Source organism: Micromonospora sp. NPDC049102 (assembly GCF_043197485.1).
Taxonomy (GTDB): domain Bacteria; phylum Actinomycetota; class Actinomycetes; order Mycobacteriales; family Micromonosporaceae; genus Micromonospora.
Map to the genome: position 1 here is coordinate 42,540 of NZ_JBICTE010000038.1, position 21,962 is coordinate 64,501.

At 69.4% G+C, this 21,962-nt stretch carries 13 protein-coding genes; 3 read left to right on the forward strand and 10 right to left on the reverse strand.

Annotated elements, in window-relative coordinates; translation table 11 throughout:
* Window positions 1-5: 5 nt before the first annotated feature.
* Window positions 6-893 (reverse strand): ScbA/BarX family gamma-butyrolactone biosynthesis protein, encoded by an 888-nt coding sequence (locus ACGFH9_RS27300; protein WP_393224661.1) that lies wholly within the window; start codon window positions 891-893, stop codon window positions 6-8.
* 485 nt (window positions 894-1,378) lie between these two features.
* Here ACGFH9_RS27300 and ACGFH9_RS27305 point away from each other — a divergent pair, with 485 nt between their 5' ends.
* Entirely contained in the window at window positions 1,379-2,074 is a 696-nt protein-coding gene (locus ACGFH9_RS27305) for a response regulator transcription factor (RefSeq protein WP_393224664.1), read from the forward strand.
* A gap of 243 nt (window positions 2,075-2,317) precedes the next feature.
* On the opposite strand, the gene ACGFH9_RS27310 is transcribed toward ACGFH9_RS27305, so the two are convergent.
* Entirely contained in the window at window positions 2,318-10,234 is a 7,917-nt protein-coding gene (locus ACGFH9_RS27310; protein WP_393224667.1) for a hypothetical protein, read from the reverse strand.
* A 339-nt stretch (window positions 10,235-10,573) separates the two neighbouring features.
* The gene (locus ACGFH9_RS27315) at window positions 10,574-11,809 is read right to left on the reverse strand and encodes a PQQ-dependent sugar dehydrogenase (RefSeq protein WP_393224669.1); all 1,236 of its coding nucleotides are present in this window, start codon (window positions 11,807-11,809) and stop codon (window positions 10,574-10,576) included.
* A 404-nt stretch (window positions 11,810-12,213) separates the two neighbouring features.
* Here ACGFH9_RS27315 and ACGFH9_RS27320 point away from each other — a divergent pair, with 404 nt between their 5' ends.
* On the forward strand, window positions 12,214-13,674 hold the full coding sequence (locus ACGFH9_RS27320; RefSeq protein WP_393224671.1) for an endo-1,4-beta-xylanase: 1,461 nt from the start codon (window positions 12,214-12,216) through the stop codon (window positions 13,672-13,674).
* 146 nt (window positions 13,675-13,820) lie between these two features.
* Complete coding sequence (locus ACGFH9_RS27325) at window positions 13,821-14,594, forward strand: hypothetical protein (RefSeq protein WP_393224674.1); 774 nt, start codon at window positions 13,821-13,823, stop codon at window positions 14,592-14,594.
* Window positions 14,595-14,750: 156 nt separating this feature from the next.
* Here ACGFH9_RS27325 and ACGFH9_RS27330 read toward each other — a convergent pair whose 3' ends face one another.
* The 7 genes from ACGFH9_RS27330 to ACGFH9_RS27360 all read right to left on the reverse strand — a co-directional run bounded on the left by ACGFH9_RS27330 (window position 14,751) and on the right by ACGFH9_RS27360 (window position 21,962).
* The gene (locus ACGFH9_RS27330) at window positions 14,751-15,299 is read right to left on the reverse strand and encodes a copper resistance protein CopC (RefSeq protein WP_393224676.1); all 549 of its coding nucleotides are present in this window, start codon (window positions 15,297-15,299) and stop codon (window positions 14,751-14,753) included.
* Window positions 15,300-15,322: 23 nt separating this feature from the next.
* Complete coding sequence (locus ACGFH9_RS27335) at window positions 15,323-16,528, reverse strand: Dyp-type peroxidase (RefSeq protein ID WP_393224696.1); 1,206 nt, start codon at window positions 16,526-16,528, stop codon at window positions 15,323-15,325.
* Window positions 16,529-16,551: 23 nt separating this feature from the next.
* Entirely contained in the window at window positions 16,552-17,154 is a 603-nt protein-coding gene (locus ACGFH9_RS27340) for a copper chaperone PCu(A)C (RefSeq protein ID WP_393224678.1), read from the reverse strand.
* Between the two features lie 271 nt (window positions 17,155-17,425).
* Window positions 17,426-18,736 (reverse strand): ricin-type beta-trefoil lectin domain protein, encoded by a 1,311-nt coding sequence (locus ACGFH9_RS27345; protein ID WP_393224680.1) that lies wholly within the window; start codon window positions 18,734-18,736, stop codon window positions 17,426-17,428.
* A 503-nt stretch (window positions 18,737-19,239) separates the two neighbouring features.
* Window positions 19,240-20,301, reverse strand: a complete 1,062-nt coding sequence (locus ACGFH9_RS27350; protein WP_393224683.1) for a hypothetical protein — start codon at window positions 20,299-20,301, stop codon at window positions 19,240-19,242.
* A gap of 436 nt (window positions 20,302-20,737) precedes the next feature.
* Window positions 20,738-21,400 (reverse strand): VC0807 family protein, encoded by a 663-nt coding sequence (locus ACGFH9_RS27355; protein ID WP_393224699.1) that lies wholly within the window; start codon window positions 21,398-21,400, stop codon window positions 20,738-20,740.
* Window positions 21,345-21,962 carry a TetR/AcrR family transcriptional regulator gene (locus tag ACGFH9_RS27360; RefSeq protein ID WP_393224686.1) on the reverse strand — a complete coding sequence of 206 codons (618 nt, stop codon included), beginning with the start codon at window positions 21,960-21,962 and terminating at the stop codon, window positions 21,345-21,347. The genes ACGFH9_RS27355 and ACGFH9_RS27360 overlap by 56 nt, the downstream gene beginning before the upstream one ends.

Consider the following 21,962-nt stretch of genomic DNA (forward strand, 5'->3'; position numbering starts at 1 on the left):
ACCGGTCAGCGGGAGAGGGCCACTTCACCGCGGACAGCAACGGCGCCGTCCTGCACGAAGTGGAGGTTGACGAGCTGCCGGTCAGGTGCGGTGGTCACCGAGTGCACCACCAGATCACACTCCCGGTCCAGCTCCAGGAAGGCGGGGAAGGTCGCGTCCGCACCGACCACCAGGGCGTCGGGTCGACCGACGGCCGCGAGGGCGGCCTGCCGCATCGCCTCCAACGCCAGCATGCCGGGGACGTGGTCCAGGGGATGATCGAAGAGGACTGGATGGTCCAGGGCGACCCGGAGCTGGCGGATGCCCTCCGGGCCCGGCGGGCCGACCACCACGTCGGCGGGGAGTTGACGTCCGACCGAGGCGGGGTCGGCCGGGGCCACCAGCGGCGGGGCACCAACCGCTCTGGCCGCGCCGCCCCAGCGCAACCGCTCGTACGTCGACGGGGAGATGCAACGCAGCCACCCGCTGCCCTCGCCGACCATGTCGTCGTCGTGTCGCAGCGTGACGTCGATCCGCATTCCGCCGATCGTGCACGCCCGGCGGATGACCCCGCCGACCTCGACAGTGACGACCAGATCGAACGGCTCGTCCGACGCGTGCAGCTGATCCGGTGCGCAGTCGAAGGCCAGTCGCTGCATGAGGAAGGCGCAACTCTGCGGTACCTCGAAGCCGACGTGCGCCAGCAGGATCCCGACCTGACGGATCGTCTCGGCGGCCAGCAGCGGGTCGAACCGGCCGCCGCGGACGCCGTAGAGCGAGTGCCCCCTCGGCCACTGCGCGGCCACGATGAACATGTCCGGGCCTGTCTGCCGCCAGTCGGTGAGCAGGACCTCGGCAACGGCTGATCGGTGTACCAATTGACGGGAAACCGTGAAGTCATAGGAAAGTTTCATCGACTCGCCACCCTGCCTTCGCGAAGCCCTGCAGCAGACGAATCAGACATGACCGGACCCCCGTCGTCGGTCGGCTGGCAGGAGAAAAAGGTACCAGATGGGCTGTTATAGATAATGTGACGATTGTCACCGTCGATGCCTACAGTTCCGTAAGGCGCGGACGCTACGCCCGTTCTGCCCGCATTTATCCACACGAATTCGACGACCTGTAACGAACTCGTCGCCTGATGGGCATGACGAAGAGTCACCATCGTTTAACGAATGCGGTTTGACGAAACGGGTCGGTCGGTTTCTTATTGAGGTAGTCGGGGTCGTCGGACCGTCGTGCGGGACGGAACGGGCAGGGCGTACCTGATCGAGGCCCGTCGATCAATGTGGTCTACGCGGCACGGACCGTCGATCCCTGACACGGTCGAGGTTCCATCGGCGCGCCGATGGGCGGCCGAGGCCACCGAGTTGCCGTTCTGAAGACGCGGGGGAGCCACATGCACGTACTTGCGGTTGAGCACGACGGTTTCGCGGCGGAGCGACTCATCGGCTGCACACGCCGCCTGGGCTATCGCGCCACGCTGGTGCACAGTGGCAGGGAGGCGCTCTCCTCGTTCGACGACAGCGACCTGATCCTGCTCGGCTTGGACCTGCCCGACATCGACGGACTCGACGTGTGCCGGCGCATCCGCGCGGCCGGCGACCTCCCGATAATCGCCTTCTCCGCCGGCAACAGCGAGGCCGACCGCGTACTCGGCCTCAAGGCCGGCGCGGACGACTGCATGGGCAAGCCGTACGGCCTGCGCGAACTGGCCGCCCGCATGGAGGCACTGCTTCGCCGAACCGGAACGGCGCGAGACGGCGGCACTCTGCAACACGGGGCACTGCGGATCGATCCGGCCCTTCGGCAGGTCGCCGTGGGTCGGCGCCCGGTCACACTGACCCGTAAGGAGTTCGACCTGCTCCACCTGCTCGCCTCCAATCCGGACCGGGTGTTCACCCGGGAAGAGTTGATGGCTCGGGTCTGGCAGGACACCGGCGCCGTTGCTCGACGGTCGTCGCGGGCCAGCCGGACGCTCGACACCCACGTCGGCACCCTGCGGCAGAAGATCGGGTCGGGTGGTTCGATCATCACGGTGCGGGGTGTGGGGTTCCGGCTCGGCTTCGACGAGTCGCACGCGCTCGCCTCCTGAGCGGCCTGCCGGCCCGGCGGGTGCCCGGTCCACGACGGAGCGAACCGCTGGGCGGGCTTCGGCCCAGGCAGCCGGGCAGGGGCGATGCGGCGATGTCGGATCCCGCCAAGCGCGGCCATCAGAGGGTCTGCCGATGCTGCTGTGGGCAGCCGTGCGTGCGGCCGCCGCCCACAGCGGTCGGTGCTACCGCCGCGACGCGCAAGTATCGTCTTCGGAGTTGAGACCGAGGCATTGCCCGTCACGTCAGCATTCCAGGACGGCGTAGACCAGGAGTCGCAACTGCGCGTTGTGGTCAGGCATGATGCTCTGCAGGCCCCTGATCGCGTCGACCCACGCCCCCTTGTGTCCGACATCGAACGTGCCGCGGTTCTTGACGATGAAGTCCATGGCGCTCGGGAACTCCCTCTTCTTGATCAAGCCGAGTGTCGTGACAATCGACGTGGTGAAGCGGTCGTCCTCCTCGACGCCCGCCAGGTCGATCATTTCGACCAGGTCGTCGGGGGTGATGCCGCTCTCGACCGGGACGTTGCTGAACTGTCCGGCGGCCTCCAGCCGGCCGATCGACGCGAGAAGCGTCGTCGGCCGGTGTTCCGGCTGGGCAAGCGTGTAGTCAAAGACGAGGTCGGAGTGGCCGGCGGCGGCGAACCGCAGAACGGGGGAGTAGACGCTGAGAGCGCTCTGGCCGGGTACCCGTTTGATCATTTGTTCGACCTGGGCCAGGTTCGCCGTCGTCTCTTCGGGAGTCCAGCCGTGCTCGCGCAGGACCTCGCGGGCTGTCGTGAGGTCTGCCGCCCAGACCAGCTCGCCCAGTGCGTTGCCGACTCGGGAGATCGCCCCGGTTGGCCGGGCCATTCTGCCGGCCGCGTCGAGGACACCGGCGGTGATTCGATCCCAGATGTCGTCGGAGGTGGTCCAGGTCTCGCCCGCGGCACCGGTCGGGCGGGAGTCGCCCAGTGTGTTCGCGGTGGCCTCGCGATCCGGTGGCAACGCCACGCTGGCTGCCCAGCGGTGGCCGGTCTGGAGGCTACGCAGGCCGGTCCCGTCCAGAGCCTTTGACAGCGTGGGGTGCACCACCGTGGCGCCGTACCTGCTCGTCACCTCGCTCAGCTCCCTGGTGAGCCTGCCCCGGGTGACCACGGTGGGCAGTATGGCCCGTTGGGCGAACTGTTCGAGTAGGTAGTTCAGCGTGCCGACGTCGGCGGGGTGCGGAGCGTGGTTGATGGTCGCGACGCCCAGCAGGATGATCGGATGCTCCGCGTCGGCCGCCTCGATCAGTTGATCAACGAGATCTCTGGGTTCACTCCGTGTGTTCGAGGAGACGACGTGCACGTGGGAATACGCGCTGACGGTGTGGGGGAGCCGCAGTGACCAGGTCGGTACGTCGAGCGGCTCGGCCTTGGTCGCCTCGATGTTCCCGACCCGCGAGCGCGGCGGCGGGCCAGTGCGTTTGGCAGCGGGGGTGCGATACCAGGTGGTGATGGCGGTTGCCGACGCGCGCAACTCGGCGTAACGCCGGGCTTGCTGTTCGGCTGCCACTCGCGCCGCCGTCATCTCCCGCTCTGCGGCGGCAGCCACCTGGCTCGCGCGCCCGAGTCCCTCCTGTGCAATTGCGGGCGTCGGGGTGTCCGGTACGCCTTGCGGGTGCTGTGCGGCATCCGTCTCGGCCTGGTAGAGGGCCTCCCTGGTGTGTGCCAGGGCTGCATTGGCGGTGCCCAGAGAATCGCGCAGGTCTCGGAAGGTCTGATCGGCGCGGAACCAGTCCTTGCGGGCGTTCGCGACGGCGTTCCACTCCTTGGCCGCCTCGGGCGGAAAGAGTTCGTCGGTGATCAAGCCGAGGGCGCGTGCCTCGGCTTCCATGAGTCGAATCCAGACGCCCCGCTCGACGAGATGGTCTCCCGGACCCCGGGGCGCTGCGCCGTTCCCCCTGAGAGCACGATGGGCCCCGCGCCAGGCGGGGCGGGTGCCCGTAGTCGTGAACTGCCACGCCACCGGAAACCGGAAGACGAACGAGCGCCGGTACATCGGCTTGACCAGGGCACGCTGCGAGGTGTCGAGCACGGCGCTCATCCCGTCGGCCTGGGTCTCTCCCCAGGCGCGTTCGTTGGGATTCGCGCCCGAGGTGAAGGCGGGCGACTGCGGGTTCCCGGAGTTCAATGCGGGTCCAGCGCTGAACGCGGTGCCATGGGCATCGGTCCGGCTGCCGCCGATCGCGACGTTGCGCCCGACACGTTGGGCGAGGTCGTACCGATGGTCGTCGCTGACGGAGACGAGCACGCCGCCACCGAGGTCCACCTGTGCCCGCACCGTGGCGTCAGCGGTCGCCCCACCGAACAGGTGGTTTTCGGAGAGTTGCGGGAGCTGGTGCCCCTCAGGTCGGGCGAACTGAGGGAAGAACGCGCGAAGCATGCCGCCGCTCAGGGAGTTCACCAATACTTCCGCCGCGACGTTGCCACCCTGGGTCAGCGGCGTTCGCCCCGTCTGATCACTCGGCGCGCCCTCCTGTGATGCGATCGACGCTGCGCCGGCCCGACGGATCCCTGGTATGTCGCCGATTTCCATGATCAGGGCATTGCGGGGCAGGTCGAGCGGCTTGCCCAGCTCCGGTGCGTCCGGCCGCAGGGCTTGCAGGGGTGCTCCCATCGCCCCGTCCGGCTGCGCGGCTGGCACGGTGAGACTCCACGGCACGCCAGCCACCAGGACGCCACCGTCGCCGGCCACCGTGTGCGTGATCGTGCCGCGCTCTTCCAGAGAGAGGATGACCTTGGTAGGGAAGGCCAGCTTCGCGGTCGGTCGGTTCACGTTGGTCGCGGTGTTGCGGAAGTTCACCGACCGCTTCGCCTCGGCATGCGTGTCGGTCGTGGTGCGGTAACCCGTGTCCGAAAAGCCCGCCGACGCGTCCGCGTGTGAGTCCCCGAGAGAGGTGCCCTCTCCGACCGACACCCCACCGCCTCGGGTACGGATGACCGACTGGACGTTCTGCGCGCCGGCCTGGCTGTTGGGGTACTCGTCGATCTCGTGACTGAAGCGTGCCTCGAGGAACCTCGGCCTGCCCAACTCCACGCCGATCCACAGCCGGGCCCTCTTGGTCCACGGCAGGTACGAGGTGCCACCCAGCAGGCGCACCGGCAGTCCGCCGGCGACCATCTGACCGAGCAGGGCGGACATGCCCAGCGTCGAGGTCGCCGACTGCAGGTGCCGTAGGTTGCTGTTGAGGTCCTCCAACTCATCGATGGGGAGCAGGTCCTTGTACCGGCCCTCGGGCTGCGCGGCGAACCACCGACGCATCTCACTCACAGCTCGTCTGGTGTCGGGCACGTTCTCGGGTGACCAGCCGATCGGGTTGGCCCGGAACTCCCGCGGAACGGTGACGCTGCCGTAGTCCGGCTTACCCCCCGGCGCGGCGGGAATGAGCCCCAACTCTTCGGCGTCGTCCTCCCGCATCACCATCCAGACGCCCTCGTGAACCTTCAGCCTGCCGGGTGTCGTCCGTCGTACGGTGACCCACCTCTTCAACGCCAGCTTTCCGGTGCGCCGCCCCTGTGCCTGAACGTTGTAGGTGACGTCGCCGGTCACTAGCACGAACCGTCCGTTGAAGACCGGGTCGACCTCGTGGACGCCGGTCATCCACGTCGCCACGTCCCTGGCGTGCAGACGCTCGTACACCGCCCAGTTGGGTCCGTAGCCGCCCGGCACGGAGGTGTGATCGACCTTCGGCGTCGCGAGCACTTGGGCCGAGAGGTTGAGCCCATGCCCCGTCGACCTGCCGACGACCTGGCTGACCCGTGCCTCCCCCTGGCGGTCGATGTCCAGTTCCATCTCGTCGCTGAACAGTCCGCTTGCTGCTCGCAGGTTGCTGACATGCGCGTGGATCGACAGAGCCCCGACGCGGTCCTGCACCGGCCGCTTCGCCACCAACGGTGCGAGCCGCCACCCGGTGGTCGCCATCCGCAGGAAGTTGGCGTTGATCGCGTCCGGGGTCAGGCCGTTTTGTACGATCTCGTGGACCGCCGTACCGGGCTGGGTGTACAGCCACGAATGCTGCTGTGCGTTGGCAAGCTGGCCGGTCACCTTGTCGTGGAGATCCTGCGCGCCCGTCACTCCGACCACGACGTGCACCCGTTCCCGCCAGTCACGACTGTCCATGGCTGTCCCCCGCCGGCCGGCGTCCGGGCGAGTCGGTGCCGGCACCGGCCCCTGCACGGCCGAGGTCAGGGCGTCCGGTACGCGGATGGTGAGCGTTCCGGTCGCGGGATGCTCGGTATCGGTCAGCACAGGTCGCCAGTCCGACCTCTGCACGAAGGGCTCCGCCGCCAGCACGCCGAGCGTCAGCACCCGCCACGCGTTGCGCGGTCGGGTGAAGCTGACCTCGGACAGGTCGTACTCGACGTCGTACGCGAAGGAGTCAGACCCTTCTGGTGCGATCACCTGGTCTTCACCGAAGACGGCTTGACCGAACCCGGTAGTCGACGTCCATTGCCAGAACCTGCGCCACGTCGTGCTGATGGCGACACCCAGCCCTGTCTTGGCCTGCGCCCGTCCGTTCGTGGTCCCACCCGCCGAGGCCCCCCGGACCACGCGCCGAACGGAATCGATACGGTCGCTCAGGCTACTGAAGACGCGCATGCCGACACCCTCTTCGGATCCGACGTACCGGCGTCCGGTGAGTCTCGCGCTGAGCTTGAGCGTCACGTACCTCTTGCGGAAGGTGTGGTATTCGGCCAGCCGGAGCCGCTGCCCGGTGCTGATCAACGTGTCCGTGGCGCCGGTCATCGCACCCACCGAGAGGAATCGACTGAGTTGGATGGTGTTGCGCAGCACGACGGTGTACGCGTCTCGCCGACCCACCCAGCGAGGCTGTTGTGGGTCGAGTTCCCGCCAGGGGGCGACGAGATCCGGATACCGCTTGCTCAACGACTCGATCGCGCGATGCCGTAACTCCGTGACGCCGGTCAGGGACCTCACGTTGTGCAGACCGAGTGTCCCCGGCTGATCCACCGCGAGGTACGGCGGTGCCGTCGGCTCAACTTTGGCCGGGGCCGGGGCCGGGGCCGATCCGGGAGGATCACCGAGTCGCTTCGCCTCCTCCTCGGACAACCGGAGCACGACCCGGCTCTGCACCGTCGTCGACCGACCACCAGTACGCTCCAGCGTGAAGTCGACGGCGACTTCGTACGTGGCGTTGCGGCCCCACGACACGGCCAGCCGCTTGCGGCTCGCCGTGCCGCCCGACAGGGCCGTCTCCCGCCAACTCCACGAGGCTGAACCGGTGAGGCCAGCCTGAATACGGGCCTTCACCACCCGAGTGGCCACGCTGCTCGACGCGCCGCCGATTCCCGACACCTGCACGCCGCTCGTCGCCGACATACCCATCTCGGCACGCACGCCGGCCGCTCGGCCCGCTCGGATCTCCTGCCCGTCCGTGGTGACCAGCAACGTCGCCCGACCCAGCCGGGCACTGACCCGGATGGCGCCAAGCGGCGCGGCGTTGCCCCCGCTCGTGACCTCCTGCAGCACGCCGACGCCGTCCACCGCATCGCTGAAACTTCCGGTGAGCCCACGCGTGCTGAAGGTCTGCCGCAACACGCTGTAGGCCGGCGAGCCAATCGTCGCTTCCGGGAAGAGGCGTAACGCGGCCTCGAAGACCCCGCCGGCCGAGCTGCCCTGTTCGACGGTATAGGCGTCGTCCGGCACCCGACCGTCGATCTCGATGTGCTTCGGCACCGTCAGCTCGGTCGGCTTGGTGACCAGATCGGGCACCCGAGCCTGCAGGCCACCTTGTACCGAGAAGCGCGCCTCACGTACCAGAGTGCGCTTCTGCGCCCGCTGTTGGTAGGCGTTGACCGTGAAGTCCACGCCGTCGACGTGCACGTGCGAGACACCACGTCCCGCGACGGAGGCAGGAAAGGAAATCCGTGTCTCCCGCTGATCGACACTGGACGAGCCGAATCCGTAGGCGTACGTCCGTTCGTTCCCGATGACCTCGAGACCTACCTGCCCGAAGCCGGCACCCGGGGCAGGCGCCGAGCCGAGCGGAACCGAGACCGCGATGCGGCGTGCGTCGCCTGTCGACTTGTCTGCTCTGAGGTCGGCTGTCCGCAGGGTCTGGTTCTCCACTCGATACGCGGCTCCGTCCGCATCCCGGAATCGGTCCCAGTTGCCACGGGGACGCGCCCGAATGATGATCTCGCTCGGGGTTCCGTCCGGCCCATGGACGATGAACGGCCGACCGTCGCCGAGGAACGACGCCGGCTCCTCCGCGAGCGCGGTCGTGATCTCATCCCACGTGGCTTGCGGAACGTCGAAGGGCGGCGCGGGCTGCGAGGGCCGCGGTCCGCCGGGCCGCACCGCGTCGCGGTGCTCGTCGCCCACCGCCGACATGGATCGGCGTATCCCTTGCAGCACCTCGGCATGTCCGCGTAGGACGATGTCGCTGTGCCCGAGGCCGAGCTGTGGGTCGAAGAAGTAGGACGGTAGCCGTGCGCCGTCCGCCCAGCGCACGTCCGGTTCCGGCGTGGACGGCGTGGTCTCGACGAGCCTGACCGGTCGACGCTGCTCGAGTTCATTGAGCGAGTACACCGGCCGCCGCTCCTCGGCAGGCGCGGGGGTGATGACCTCCGGATCGGACGAGACGCTCGCGCTGGTCGCTGTGAGGGGCTGCACCTCAAGGTCTGCGGTGTCGTCGAGCTCGTTCAACCCGACGCCGTGCCCGACTCCCCAACCCCACACCTCGGCAGGGGCCGACTGTGCGGCTGGTGTCAGCCGTACGCCGATCTCTTCGAGGACCGGTTCGAGATCACGACCGAGCGCGGTGAAACCACCGTCGGGCGTGTACCTGTTCCAGGTATCCGAGGCCGTACGCACCAGGACCGGACCGGGGGGCGCGCTCATGACCAGGCCCGCCGTCACACTTCCCGACGGCTGCCGGGCGAAGGTGCCCCACGCGCCGATCACCGTACGGTTCAGGCGCTGCGCCACCACGCTGGCGTACGGCCCGGCCTCGGCGAACAGCAGCACCACCGGGGCATCCGCCGCCAGCATGGCGAAGCCCGGTTGGTTGGTGACCCAGTCGGCCAGCCCTTCCGCCGTCACGTCGTGCCCCGCGACCTCCACCCCGCCCTCGAGCCGGTTCCGCCCCGTCACGACGAACGCGTCGCGACTCGTCCTCGGCAGGTACCGTGCCGTAGCAGTGACTGGTAGATCGTCGGCCTGGACGACCGACAGCGTTCCGCCGCGTACGTCGTCGTTCCCGGCCCCGTCGTCGCGGCGGGCCGGCAACCATGCCTGCGCCCGGTGCGCCTTGTCCCTGGCCGCCGGTTCGGCCGGGGTCACCGTCACGGTCACCGGGGTCAGGCTGAGTGTGGTGGAGACGCGGGGAAGGGTCGCGGCCTGGGCGCCTGTCGGTGTGTCGCGCAGCAGTGCGACGCCGTCGGGTGTCTGGATGGCCAGGAGATCATCGACCACGTCGCTTCCGGCCGTGGTCGTACGTACCCGCAGGGCCTGGCCGGTCGCCAGGTCGGCCAGCTCAGTCCAGAGTCCGAGGATCCCGTTCCGGAGGGCGCGCTCGTCGTCGAGCGCGGTGGTGGTGAGCGTGAGGCCGGAGAAGCGGGCCTCGACTATCGGCCGGGGTAAACCCAGCTCGACCCGCTCGTTGACCCACCGTAGGTGGACGGGCGTTGTGTCGCCGACGACTCGGGCCAGGTCGGGGTCGCGCCCCTCGGCGCTGTGCTCGGCGACGAGGTGCTTTTCGGGCAGTACGAGAAGGTGGGCCGCCTCAGCCCGGTGAGCCGGACGCCCCTGGTGGTCGATCGGTAGGACCCGATCGTCGTCCAGGTCGGCGAAGGTGTCGCCCGGTACGCAAACCGGCAGTCGCAGCGCGTTGGCGCGGGCAACCGCTCCTGGTAGGTCGAGCTGGGCGGTGACCGACGCCGGTGGGCGGTCCGCCATCCGCGCGATGACGCCGAGTGGCTGTTTCAGTAGAGCGTTCCTGGCCAGGGTGGACTCGGCGATCCGGGTGGCGGAATGGACCAGAAGCAGGCCGGGCACCGGCTCGGCGAGATGCACCTCAGCCGGTGCCGGGGCACGCTCCGGGTGCACGTACACGCCGGAGCGCACCCAGGTGATGAGGAACTCGGGACAGTCCTGGGTCAAGACGTCCGTCACCTACCGCTCCCGCTCGGGAACCATCGCGCCGCTACGCCCGGTCCGGCCCGCCTGCTTCCCGTGCAGGCCGCCGGTGAGGGCGAGAGGGTCGAGCCGATGAGGGCTGGCGCGGGTTGAGGTGGAACGACATCCGACACGGACCTACGATCTGAACCATTCGCGCGCGTGTCAGTGGTTTTGACGGCTCTCGCACGCGAAGCCCGGCATTCGGTACGCCGTTTTGACGCCCGGCTGGCCGGCTCTGGGTACCAGGTGGAGACCGGAGCTGCCGTGGACGGCCATGGTGTGCGGCCATCCACGGCAGTGCCCTCGACGTGCCCCCGGGGGCTCAGCGGTTCGTCAGTATCCGGTGCCAGCGGACGGCTGAACCCGCTCGAACCGCACCTTGCTCAGCCATCCCGGGAGGTCACTGAGCACGTACAGTTCGCCGTTCACATCGGCGCCGAACGCCGTCGGCTGAGTGGGGAAGGTGCCGATCTCGGCGGTCTCGTAGCTACCCGAGGACGTGGGGCGTACGGCGAACGCGCGGGTCGAGCAGTAGTCGCTCGCGATGTAGGTTCCCCGCGCCTCCGGGGTGACGGACCCCCGGTACACCAGGCCACCGATGATGGAGCAGTTCTCGGTCAGGTAGTGCTCGTACTCGGCGACCGGATCGGTGAGTCGCACGCCCGGCCGGCACTGCGTCTGGTCGAAGACCGGCGTGCCCTCCTTGCAGGACCAGCCCAGGTTCGCGCCACGCTGCGACGGGCGGATGTGGTTGATCTCCTCGATCAGGCCCTGGCCGACGTCGCCGATCCACAGCGAGTTGTCGACCGGGTCGATGGAGAACTTCCACGGGTTGCGCAGCCCGTAGACCCAGATCTCCGGCCGTGCGCCCGCCGTGCGGACGAACGGGTTGTCGACGGGTACGCAGTAGGGCTTGCTTCCGCAGCTGCGGTTGACGTCGATGCGCACGATCTTGCCGAGCAGGGTGCCGAGGTTCTGCCCGCTCTTGAACGGGTCGTTCGCGTTGCCGCCGTCGCCGGTCGACCAGTAGAGGTAGCCGTCGCGGCCGAAGGCGACCTGTCCGCCGTTGTGGTTACCGAACTCGGCGTGCTCCTGCGTGAGCAGCACCTGGAGCCGGTTGGGAGCGCCAAGGGGCACTCGCGCCAGGGTCAACGTGCCGGCCGGCAGGCTCGTGTAGGCCACGTAGAGCATCCCGGTGCGGGCGAAGTTCGGCGCGGGCGTGATGCCGAGAAGCCCACGCTCGTTGTCGGACGTGTCGATCCGGGCAGTCAGGTCGAGCACCGGCTCCGCCGCCAGACCGGTGTCGGGGTGGTAGGAGCGCACGGTGCCGTTCTTCTCCGCGATCAGCATCCGACCGTCCGGCAGTCCGGTGATCGCGATCGGCCGTTGCAGACCGAACGCCACCCGTTCGGAGACCACGGTCAGCTCGGTGAGTGGCGCCGCGCGGGTGTGGGATGTGCCGGCTGCCGCGGTGCCGGCCACTGATGCCGGTGGCAACAGAAGTGCGGACAGGGCCAGGGTGAGCAGACCGGCCAACATGGTGGCCGGGCGATAACGCCGTCGTCGCATGTTCAGCTCCTCGAGCAGGTGGGTGGAGGTGTGGTGTGGTGTGGGAGCGTTTCCACACTACATTGAGACGAGTCGATGCTAAACCCGTCGAACGCCCGTCGCGCCGCGTCGACGCCACCGGTTGCCGGTCGCGCAGATCGAACCAATTCGATATAGCATCGCACTAGGGCAGTGGCACTCCGCAGGGGCGTACGGCGCGGAGTGCTCGCCATCCATCGGGCGGACCGGGCAGCCCGCGGTGGCCACCGATTCGGGCACGGCTGGATTCGCGCCGGCTCGACGTCACCTGCGGCGTGCTGGCCCAACGGCGAGCGCGACGCACCGGTCGTCGGCCGTGCGGTGATCGTCTGTTCCGTGCCTCGCATCGGCAATGAACCAGCCAGAGCACCGAGGAGAACGCGCAGATGAACGACGTACCCGCTCGACCGAAACGCCGAACCAGGGGCGCCGCCAGGCTGCTCCTGGGTGGGGCCTGCGCCCTGGCGATCACCCTGTCCTCGATGGCCGGGGCGACCTTCGCCCGCGCCGATCTCCCCGGAGCGCCCGGGACCACCCTGAAGGCCGCCGCCGAGCGCAGCGGCCGGTACTTCGGCGCCGCGATGGGGGCGGACCGCCTCAACGACTCGGGCTTCCTGACCATCGCGAGCCGCGAGTTCGACATGATGACGGCCGTCAACGAGATGAAGCCCGACGCGACCGAACCCAACCCCGGTCAGTTCGACTTCCAACGCGGTGACGCGATCTACAACTGGGCCACCCAGCGCGGCATGCGCTTCCGTGGTCACACCCTGGCCTGGCACGCCCAGCAGCCGAGGTTCTGGGGGAGCCTCAGCGGCAGCGCCCTACGGTCCGCGATGATCAGCCACATCAACGGCGTCATGGCGCACTACAAGGGCAAATTCGCCTACTGGGACGTCGTGAACGAGGCCTTCGCCGAGAACGGCAACCGGCGGTCGTCGAACCTGCAGTCCACCGGGAACGATTGGATCGAGGTGGCGTTCCGGACCGCGCGCGCCGCCGACCCGAGCGTGAAGCTCTGCTACAACGACTACAACATCGAGAACTGGACGTACGCCAAGACGCAGGGCGTCTACAACATGATCCGGGACTTCAAGTCCCGGGGCGTTCCGGTCGACTGCGTCGGCCTCCAGACCCACTTCACCGGTGGCAGTTCGCTGCCGGGCAACTTCCAGCAGACGCTGTCCAGCTTCGCTGCCCTCGGGGTCGACGTGGCGTTGACCGAGGCCGACGTCACCAACGCCTCGACCAGCCAGTACCAGGGCCTGACCCAGGCCTGCATGAACGTCCCCCGCTGCGTCGGCATCACGACGTGGGGCATCCGGGACAGCGACTCCTGGCGCGGTAGCGAGAGCCCGCTGCTCTTCGACCGCAACAGCAACCCCAAAACGGCGTACACCGCCGTTCTGAACGCTCTCAACGCCGCCTCCACCACCGTGCCGGGCACGCCGCCGACCACGGCCCCACCGACGACGGCGCCACCCACGACCGCTCCACCCACGACCGCTCCGCCGACCACCGCTCCGCCGACCACGCCGCCACCGGGTGCCTGCACCGCGACGTACCGCATGGTCAACAGCTGGAACGGTGGCTTCCAGGGAGAGGTCACCGTGGCCAACAACGGTTCCGCCACCCTCAGCGGCTGGACCGTACGGCTGACGCTCGCCGGTGGGCAGACCATCGCCAACGTCTGGAACGGCGTCAACACCGGTACCAGCGGAACGGTCAGCGTCCGCAACGCCGACTACAACGGCTCTCTCGGCGCGAACGCCTCGACCACCTTCGGCTTCCTGGTCAACGGCAGCAGCAGCACCGCGCCCAGCGGTCTCTCCTGCACCAGTCCCTGACCGGCGACACGTACCGGCCCTGTCCGTCAGGGCGCTGACCGGGCCCGGAGTCACCGGCTCCGGGCCCGGGTGCCGTCGTGTTCGGACCGGTCCGCGACCGGAGTAGCCGCCTTCGCGTACCGCACCTCGTCGAATGGAGTACGACCATGCGCAGATTTCTCGCGGTGTTCAGCGCCGCCCTGATTCTCGGCACCTCAGTCGGCAGCGCTCCCGCCGGGGCGTCGGGTGCCTCCCGGCCATCGTGCCCCCGTGGCCTGCTCTTCTGTGAGGACTTCGAGCGACTGCCCGCCGGCGGGGCCAGCACGGTGAACTGGGGCGTCGACACCCGCCACGGCACGCTCACCGTCGAACGCGCCCGGCGCGGCAACCAGGTGCTGCACGTCCACACGGTCGACAACGGACGCGCCTTCCTGCGCGTCGACGACGTCGCCGCGCCCGGCAATCGCTTCTACGGCCGGATGCGCCTGCGGGTTGACGCGTTCCCCACCGCCCCGGACTGGGCGCACTTCACGCTTGTGGAAGCGACCGGCGCAGGCAGCACGGAGGTCGTTCGACCAATCGGTGGCCAGTACGCGCCCACCGTCCCCGGAACGTTCTGGGGCATCGGCGCCGACGGCGGTCCCACCGGCGACTGGACCACCTGGCGGGAATCCGCCCCGGTCGTCGAGGACACCTGGCAGTGCGTCGAGTGGAAGATCGACGCGGCGGACAACCACGTCGCCGTGTGGATCGACGGCGTGGCGAACCCGGAGCTGACCGCCTCCACGAACGACCACGGCGGCAACGACGTTCCCTTCGTCCTGCCGACGGTCGACACGGTGAAGATCGGCTGGCAGCTCTATCAGGGCGGGACGACGCCGGGCGAGTTCGACCTCTGGATCGACGACATCGCCCTCTCGACCAAGCGGCTCGGCTGCTGAACCGACGCCCGGTGGATGCGCGGGGGCGCCCGACGGGGCATCGCCGCCATCCAGGCCGGTGGGGGCGGGCGTAGCGCCCGCCCGCACCGGCCGGGGCGTCACACCAGTCGGCGGCGTACCCACCAGAGCGTCAGCATAGACAGTGGAGCGGCCCGGTCATCGACGTCTCGCCCGCCGCCACCGCAGCCCGACACCCGCGACGACCAGAACGGCCGCTGCGGCGCCGCCGGCGAGGACGCCCGCGCTCGTGCCGCGCTCGCGCGGCGCGGACGCCTCGTCGATCGTCGTGCTGACGACAGGCGCGACGCTCGAGTCGGGGTCGGCCACCGTGAACGGGTACGAACCCTGGGCCGGGTGCCCGTCGGTGGAGACGACCCGATAGGCGACGGTGTACGTACCGTTGGGTAGCGCCTGGGGCACCGGCACCGAGCCCTTCGCCCCGTCGAACACCGGGGCACCCGTGGGAACTCTCCGCTTGGCGGCGTCGGTGAGCACGATGGTGGCGAACGCGGGGTCGAGCCGCTGGGCGAATTCGAGCACGATCTCGGTGGGTGCGCGGGACAGAGTCGACTCCTGGACCGGTGCCGCCGACCGCAGTGCGTTGTGCGCCCAGGCGGGGCTGGCCGGGATGAGCGTCGCCACGACGACGGCGAGCACCGCCGAGCCGAGCCGGATGACGATGGGGCGGGACGGCGATGCGGTCATGACGACACTCCGGTTGACGCGGCTCACCCGAGGACCTGCTCGCCGATCCAGCCGCCTGGTGGACAGCCGGGTGGGATGGCGAAGACGGCGGATCCGATCGGGGTGGTCCATTCGTTGAGCAGGTCCCGGTCGGCGAGTCGGCGTTGGATCGGCAGGAACTGACGGGTGATGTCGGCCTGGTACGAGGTGAAGATCAGTCCGCTGTCGGCGTGGCCGTCGGCGTTGGGGACGCCGTCGTAGTTGTAGGGCCGTCGCAGGATCTTGAGCCGGTCGTCGGTGACGTGGGCTCGGGTCATGTGGGAGAAGTCGGGGATGACGGTGAGCCCGTCGGGGCCGGTCGCCGCGAAGTCGGGTTCGTCGTGTTCGGCGCTGCCGCTGAGTGGGGCGCCGGTGTCGAGGCGCCGACCGACGGCGAGCTCGCGGTCGGCGCGGCCCAGGAGGTCCCAGGTTTCCAGGTTCATGCTGATGCGTCGGACGACGAGGGTGGTGCTGTCGCGCAGCCACGCCGGGCCGTCGGGCACGAAGACCGCCGAGTCCATCGGTGTGCCGGGGCGCGGGTTGGCGGTGCCGTCGAGTTGACCAAAGAGGTTGCGCTGGGTGTGGCCGCTCGGCTCGACGCCGGGACTGCGGCGAAAGCCCTGCTGCACCCACCGGACGGTGGCGAAGGGCCGGCTGTCCTTGAGCAGCATCCGCTGGGTGTGCGCGACGGTGATCGCGTCGTCGGCGCAGATCTGAAGGAGCAGGTCGCCGCCGGACCAGGCTGGTTGGAGCCGGTCGATGCGGAACGCGGGTAGGTCGGTGACCGAGGTCGGTCGCCGGTCGTCGGCACCGGCGGCGCGGTAGAGGCCCGGTCCGAAGCCGAACGTCACGGTGAGGCGTGCGGGAAGGAGCCCGAGTTCGGCCTCGGTGTCGGCCAGGGCCGGTTGGCCCTGGGTGAGTCGGGCGGCGTCGTCGGTGAGCAGCCGCAGCATCCGGCCCAACGCGGCTCGGTCGACGCCGGACTGCAGGGTCAGGGCCACGAACGACGCATGGGCCTGCGGTTCGGTCGACACGCCTGCTTGTCGGGGCCCGTAGAAGGGCTCGACCAGGCTTCCGACGCTCGCTACCGGCGTCGCGTCGGCCGCCTGCGGCCCACCCCGTCCGGTACAAGTCGCGGCGATGGCGGCTGCGCCCGTGAGCGCACCTCCGGCGGCCAGTGCCCCCCCGGTGAGCAGACCGCGCCTGCTCACCGGGCGGACCCGCGGGGTGTCGGTCACGATGCTGGGCTCGTGCTCATCTCCGGCGTGGCGCTCATGCCCGGCATGGGCTCGCCGTGGCCCGGGGCGTAGCTCTCCTGAGCGCCGGTGAACGGCTTGGCCACGGCGGTGAACCGCTGGGTCCTGCCGTCGGCGAAGGTGAGGGTGAAGGTCAACTCGTCGCCGGCCTGCACGGGCTTGGCGATGCTCATGAGCATCAGGTGGTCGCCGCCGGGCTCCAACGCGTGGCTGCTCTTGGCCTTGATGACGATGCCGCCCTGCTTCTGCTGCATGACCATCCTGCCGTCCTTCATGGTCATCTCGTGCAGCTCGATCGGGGAGGCCGAGGTCGCGGCGCTGGTGAGCGTGACATCAGTGTCCGCGTCGTTGACCAGGGTCCCGAAGGCCGCCGTCATCCCCTTGTCGGCGGCCTTCACCCACGGATCGCGGACCGTGACCACGCCAGCAGTGGCGCTGGCCGACACCGACGGGCTCGGCTGCGCGGCCGACGACGGGTCCGACGAGCCGCACCCGGTGGCGCCGAACGCCACGAGCGCGGCGGCGACGGCGACGGCGACGGCCGAGCGTCGCTGTGAGCCGAAAGGGCTGGTAGTGCGCATGAATTCGTCCTCCGATGGTTGCTGCTGCTCGTTGGTCGGTCGCCGCGGCACGAAAGTTCCGGGTGCGCGTTCGCCATCGCGCGGAGGGAATCTCCGGCGCGTCCTGCCGCGACTGGCCCCGGCGCAGCGTCGCCCCGCTGGCGCACGCCGTGGCCGCAGCGCAGCGTGACGTGCCATCGCACGTGGACGACCTCGCGCGATGGGATCGAAGACGACGCGCCGCCCGGGAAGAACCCGAGCGGCGCGTCTACGACATGCGGTGGACGATGCCCTAGGTACGCGTGCTCCACTGCTGGTTGGCACCGCCGTTGCAGGCCCAGAGGTGCAGCTGTGTTCCGTTGGCCGTGCCGGAACTGGCGGCGTCCAGGCAGAGCCCCGACTGCACGGAGGTGATGGTGCCGTTGGAGTTGACGTTCCACTGCTGGTTGGTCTGGCCGTTGCAGTCCCAGATGATGACGGCGGTGCCGTTGCTGCTGCCGGCCCCGCTGGCGTCCAGACACTTGTTGCCGTAGACGGTCAGCGTGCGGTTGGCGGTCCGTGTCCAGCGCTGGTTGGTGCCGCCGTGGCAGTCCCAGAGCTGCGGACGGGCACCGTTGGTCGTGCTGGAGTTGGGCACGTCGACGCACCGGCCGGACTGGCTGCCCACGATCAGCACGCTCTGCTGACTGGGTGGCGGGGTCGTCGGCGGGGGAGTCGTGGGCGGGGGAGTGGTGGGCGGCGTGCCGCCCCCGAACTGGGCGAAGAAGTTCCACACCTCCTGCTTGACCCAGCTCCGCGCGCCGCTCTCACAGCCGGCACACCCGTCCACCGGGCCCTGCTGGTGGCCGCCGTCGAACGCGGCCCAGAGCACCGGGTATCCGGACTGGCAGGAGTAGGCGGTGGTGATGTGGGTCCGGCTGCCCGCCGCCGGTTCGGGCGGGTTCTGCGCGGCGCATCCGTTGTTCCGGACGAACCGGTCGCGTAGTGCCCGCCCGTTCGCGATGTTGTCGTTGATGCCGTGAATCCCGAGGTACGCCACGGGCTGGGTGCCGCCGCTGCATCCGCTGATCGCTCCCGGTGCCGCGATGGCCGCGACCGCGCGGAACACCGTCGGCCGGGAACACGCCAACGAGTAGCTCATCGCGCCGCCGTAGCTGAACCCGACGGAGAAGAGCTGTGTCGTGTCGACGCAGAGGGCGTTCTCGATCACACGGACCATGTCGTCGGTGAAGGTGACGTCCTCACCGTTGGCGTTGCCCCAACCGTTGTTGAGGCCCTGCGGGGCCACGAAGATCGTGGTGTTGTTCGCCTGCGAGAGCATGCCGTAGTAGGCCCACGGCGCGCCGTCGGTCCCGCCCGACGCGACCTGGCTGGCGGTGCCGCCCAGCCAGTGGAAGCCGAAGGCCAGCCGGTGGGCGTAGGTGTTGTTGTAGCTGTCGGGTAGCCGGAGGATGAAGCTGCGGCTCTTCCCGCCGCTCTGGATGGTGTGGGTTCCGCTGGTCAGTCCGGGCGCCTTACCGCAGCCGGCGGTGGTGGCCGCGGCTGCCGGAGTGACGCTCGTGACGACGTACGTTCCGACGGCAATCAGGACCAGGGCCGCCATGGCTGCCCCTATCCAGGGGACGGACAGTCTGCGAAGTGGCACAGCTGGATCTCCTTGCTCTGGTGGAAGGGTGTGCGACGACCGCGCGCTCCGTCACCGTCGGTCACTCCGTCCACCGGGCTCGCCGCCGAGAAACCCTGAAGACGTGATGTGCCCACGAGGACGGCCGGCTCGGGCCACGGGTGCCCGTCACTGGTCTCGCCGCCATGCGGGACCGAGCAGCCGTCGAATCGGCGGTGGCCACAACGTTCGCCCGAACACCACGCGACCGGCCGTCGGAGGATGCCGGAGCATCCGGTCCGAGGTCGAACCGATTCGACCCGACGCTAGATCACGTAACGAAATGTGTCAATGCCACGGCCGGCCGGTGCGATGGACAACGTCACGCACGGGTCGCGGCCGCCTATCGCGCCGGTGCCTGAAGAAGATCCCGGTCGGTGCGGCGTTCGTCCGCCGCGCCGACCGGGATCTTCGCTTGGCCAGGGCTCGCCGTGTTGCCGGGATCAGCCCGGGAGGTTCGTCGTCAACTGCGTCGTGAGGACGGTGCCGGTCTCCTTGTCGAGGACGACGGTCAACGCGTCTCCGGTCGGAGCGGCAGTTCCCTGCGGCCGGGGGAATGCCAGGCCGGTGAACTTCCCCCTCAACTTTACGATCGTAACGGTCGAGGCGTTGTCGACGGCGGTGCCGAGTTGCGCGGTGGCGGCCTTCGGGGTGCTGTCGGCCACTGTGACGGCGCTCGGCGACGGGTCACCGGCGAGTGCGGCGATCCGCTGCGCTTGCTGCAGGGCCGACGTGGCGGCCGGCGCGGCCTCGGTGGACGCGGCGGCCGTCTGCGGCAGGTTGCAGCGGGCCCGCATGTCGTTGGGCTGGGAGACCCACAACGAATAGCACGGGGTGCCGCCCGCGTCGTCATAGCTGGGGTAGCTCGGGCTGGCCCAGCCGTTCTTCCACACCGGGCTCGCTGCGGCCGTACGGTATCTGAGCTTTCCGCCCGTCATGCTGACGACGTTGCTGTTCGCGGCGGATTCGATACCGATCTGGGCGTTCTCCGTGGTTGAAGGCGCGCCCGTGTAGCGGGTCACGGAGACGCCATCGCGGTACATGTCCCACGTGCCGTTGGTGGCTTCCTGAATCCGCACGAGGTGTTTGGTGTTGGATAGCGTGGCTGCGCCGTGGCACCGTTCCACGTAGCCGTGGCCGGGAAGCTGACTGGCGGTGAACCAGACGAGACCCGTACCGCAGACACTGGCGCCACGGGTGATTCCCATCTCGACCCAGTAGTTGTTCGGGTCATAGGGGATGGCATCGAATCCTACCCAGGCCTCCGCTGTCGCGAAGTTGTTCCCGGGGTTGTTGACCTGCATCTGATAGACCCCGAGCTCGAATTCCACGGCGGAGATATCCGCCACCCCCCAATACACGACCCCGTAGCAGTGGTCGTCCAGGGTGCACTGCGCGGCCGATGCCGCCGACTGCGCCTGCGCGGGCGTCGCGACTATCGAGGTAAGGGCCAGCGCGCCCAGGCCCACAATCGCGATCGTCCGTTCGAGTAACTTCTGATACATCCGACCTCCCATGGATGGATGAGCGCGAACTGCCAGGGCGCCTTGGCTTCTGCGATCTGGCGGTAAGCCTGACTTGCGAATGGTGCGGCGGCACAGGGCTCGAGCTGTGCGGAACAGTTCCGCGCACGCCGCCTCGATGGCTGTCGGCAGCCTGCACGGGCGAAGTGGCGGCGGTCATCACGACTCCACGTGAGCGGCACGTCCGCTGCAACGACCTCGGCCGTGTTCCCCCCGCCCATTGGCAGCGACGCCGGAACGGGCTCGCCGTCAGTCCGAGGTGCTCGGCGACCGCGGCTTCGGAGCGGCGGTCCGTACGCGGTGCCGCTGCACGTCGGGCACCGTCCCCGTCGTCTGCACCCACACGGTCCGAACGTGGTTGACCAGCCCCGGCGCGGGGCGAGCTCAACGTAGGACGCGGTCGTCCGCGTCCTCGGGCTCACGCGCGCAGACCGTGCCGGCCGGTGTACCAGAAGAACCAGGACAGGAGGCCGGCGAGCATGACGAGGTACTGCACGTTGGTGAGCGTCGCGACCGCGTCGAGGTCGACCACCATTGCGATCGCGACGCGGACCACCGCGTCCAGCATCAGCACGACGCCGACCACCACACTCACCAGGCGCAGTCGGCGCCGGAAGACGGGATCGTCGGTCCAGCGCTGCTGCCACGCCGCGGCGCCCTCATCACCGACCTTTGCCGTGGCGATGGCCGTGCCGAGGTGGAGCATGAACGGCCGCTTCATGGTCAGCGACAGCAGCACCCACGCGCCGAGCAGACCGGTGAGCCAGCCGTCCTTGACGTACAGCAGCCGCGCGTCCCCGGTGACCACGCTTCGCGCGCCCCCCGCCAGGAAGAGGCTGACGACGACGAGACCCGCGACGTCGATGCGCCGGCTGCGTGCGGCGACCAGGGCGGCGTTCGCCGCGGGAACCGCCCCCGCGGCGAGGGTGGCGGCCAGCACGCCGGCGCCCAGGGCGCGCGGCGCGCGCCCTGTCCCGGACGCCCGGCGGCGGTTGGCGTCGGCTGGGCGTCGTTCCTGACCGGCCTCACCGCAGCACCTCGCCGAGGTCCCTCGAGGTCGGGTCCGCGGCGATCGCGCGATCGAACAGCTCGCACAACTCCTCCGCGTAGGCCGCCAGGTCCATCCCCTCGCCGCGGGTGAACCGTTCGACGGCAGCATCGACGGCGGCGCGGACCGTCGCCGCCATGACGACCGGGTCGAACCGGCGCAGTTCCCCGGACTCCTGGCCGGCGACGAAGAGCTGCGCCAGCAGCAGCACCGGCACGTCCTCGCGAAGATCCGTAGCCGCGGTGTCCCGGGGCAGGTTGCGGACGATCTCGACGGCCGCGCGGGCGTACGCCGGTCGTTCGCCGAGGAAGCGGAGATTCGAGCGCAGGTACGCGGCGAGCTTGCCGCGCGCCGACGACTCGGCCTCGATCGCCGGGACCATGAACTGCTGCGCCCGCTCGCCGATGTGGCGCAACGCCGCGGTGACCAACTCCTGCTTGGTGTCGTAGTGGTACGTGATGAGCCGCGTGCTGCTGAGTCGCGCCGTCACGACGATCCGCGCGAACGTGGCCCCCGGGTAGCCGTGCTCGGCCAGCAACTCGACGAACGCCTCGAGAATCCGCGTCTTTCGATCAACCTCCGGCGTTATCTGCAC

What these genes read in the sequence shown, in the direction of transcription:
- ACGFH9_RS27305 (WP_393224664.1), top strand. Translation starts at nt 1,379, where the DNA reads ATGCACGTACTTGCGGTTGAGCACGACGGTTTCGCGGCGGAGCGACTC.
- ACGFH9_RS27325 (WP_393224674.1), top strand. Translation starts at nt 13,821, where the DNA reads ATGCGCAGATTTCTCGCGGTGTTCAGCGCCGCCCTGATTCTCGGCACC.
- ACGFH9_RS27300 (WP_393224661.1), bottom strand. Translation starts at nt 893, where the DNA reads ATGAAACTTTCCTATGACTTCACGGTTTCCCGTCAATTGGTACACCGA.
- ACGFH9_RS27315 (WP_393224669.1), bottom strand. Translation starts at nt 11,809, where the DNA reads ATGCGACGACGGCGTTATCGCCCGGCCACCATGTTGGCCGGTCTGCTC.
- ACGFH9_RS27330 (WP_393224676.1), bottom strand. Translation starts at nt 15,299, where the DNA reads ATGACCGCATCGCCGTCCCGCCCCATCGTCATCCGGCTCGGCTCGGCG.
- ACGFH9_RS27350 (WP_393224683.1), bottom strand. Translation starts at nt 20,301, where the DNA reads ATGTATCAGAAGTTACTCGAACGGACGATCGCGATTGTGGGCCTGGGC.
- ACGFH9_RS27345 (WP_393224680.1), bottom strand. Translation starts at nt 18,736, where the DNA reads ATGGCGGCCCTGGTCCTGATTGCCGTCGGAACGTACGTCGTCACGAGC.
- ACGFH9_RS27340 (WP_393224678.1), bottom strand. Translation starts at nt 17,154, where the DNA reads ATGCGCACTACCAGCCCTTTCGGCTCACAGCGACGCTCGGCCGTCGCC.
- ACGFH9_RS27320 (WP_393224671.1), top strand. Translation starts at nt 12,214, where the DNA reads ATGAACGACGTACCCGCTCGACCGAAACGCCGAACCAGGGGCGCCGCC.